This window comes from Lichenifustis flavocetrariae, assembly GCF_026130545.1.
GTDB classification, from domain to species: domain Bacteria; phylum Pseudomonadota; class Alphaproteobacteria; order Rhizobiales; family Beijerinckiaceae; genus Lichenihabitans; species Lichenihabitans flavocetrariae.
Genome location: NZ_JAMOIM010000167.1, coordinates 1 through 637 on the forward strand (window position 1 = coordinate 1; position 637 = coordinate 637).

The window sequence follows — 637 nt, forward strand, 5'->3', positions numbered from 1 at the left end:
ATAAGTTCGACGATGGTGCGGTAGTCTGTCAGCGGTCGCCCGCGCCAGTTTCGGGAGATGAACGAGAAGAGGCGATGCTCGATCTTGTTCCACTTGCTCGTACCAGGCGGGAGATGAAGGACGGCGATCGTCAACCCCAATTCGTCGGCGAGCTTTTGCAGTTCGACCTTCCAAAGCCGCACGCGGGAGCCGTTGCTGCCGCCGCCGTCGGCCGTAATCGTTAAGTGGTGGGCCTTCGGGTAGCGCGGGCGACCCATCGTGGCCCACCAGGACCGGATTGCATTGACCGCGAACGCGGCGGTGTCATGGTCGATCCCGACGGAGACCCAACCTTTGTCATCGGCGATGTCATAGACCCCGTAGGGCGAAGCACGGCCGAGCGCCGGGTCGACAAAGTCATGGACACAGACAGGCTCGGGTGAGCCGGCAGGCCGGTATTCACGTCCATTGTTCTTGAAGTCGCCGACGAGCTCCTTCTTCTTGGTATCGACCGAGATCGCGGGTTGCCCGGCCGCGATGGCGGCTTTCACGGTGTCGGCGATGTGGTTGAACTGCGCGTCTCGGTCGACGTGGCGCGATCCTTCAAGCGTCTTGCGGTTGGCTTGCAACGAATAACCAAGCGTTTTCAGCAGTGTGC

General features: G+C 61.5%; 1 protein-coding gene. It reads right to left on the reverse strand.

What is annotated here, in order from left to right; genetic code table 11:
- On the reverse strand, positions 1-637 hold a 637-nt coding region (locus tag M8523_RS36470; RefSeq protein WP_282589672.1), incomplete at both ends, for an ISAzo13 family transposase.